This window comes from Butyricicoccus sp. AM27-36 (assembly GCF_003480945.1).
In the GTDB taxonomy this organism is placed as follows: Bacteria; Bacillota; Clostridia; order Oscillospirales; family Butyricicoccaceae; genus Agathobaculum; species Agathobaculum butyriciproducens.
Genome location: NZ_QUJR01000012.1, coordinates 1 through 684 on the forward strand (window position 1 = coordinate 1; position 684 = coordinate 684).

Here is a 684-nt window from a genome sequence, read left to right on the forward strand (position 1 = left end):
CCATATTTCAACCTTTCGATTGATGCAGGGACCTCGGAATTTGTCTTTCTCTTTTCCACATTTGAAGGTACACAATCTTTCGATTGCCCCTCTAAATTAAACAACGATCTGCAAGTGCTCATTCTGATTGACCATAGGATATGAGACTTTATTCAAGTCTCAGGTCTCCTTAGAAAGGAGGTGATCCAGCCGCACCTTCCGATACGGCTACCTTGTTACGACTTCACCCTAATTACCACCCCTACCTTCGGCCGCGCCCTCCTTGCGGTTAGGCTACGGACTTCGGGTATTGACGGCTCTCATGGTGTGACGGGCGGTGTGTACAAGGCCCGGGAACGTATTCACCGCGGCATGCTGATCCGCGATTACTAGCAATTCCGACTTCATGCAGGCGGGTTGCAGCCTGCAATCTGAACTGGGACAGCTTTTAGGGATTTGCTCCACCTCGCGGTTTTGCTTCCCTCTGTATGACTGCCATTGTAGTACGTGTGTAGCCCAGGTCATAAGGGGCATGATGATTTGACGTCGTCCCCACCTTCCTCCGTTTTGTCAACGGCAGTCCGGCTAGAGTGATCTTGCGTATCAACTAACCGTAAGGGTTGCGCTCGTTGCGGGACTTAACCCAACATCTCACGACACGAGCTGACGACAACCATGCACCACCTGTCACCGATGTTCCGAAGA

1 rRNA gene (only partly in view) is annotated in these 684 nt (G+C 51.3%); it reads right to left on the reverse strand.

Annotated elements, in window-relative coordinates:
* Positions 1-173 precede the first annotated feature (173 nt).
* Positions 174-684, reverse strand: a 16S ribosomal RNA gene (locus DW724_RS13650); it runs 1,233 nt beyond the window's last position.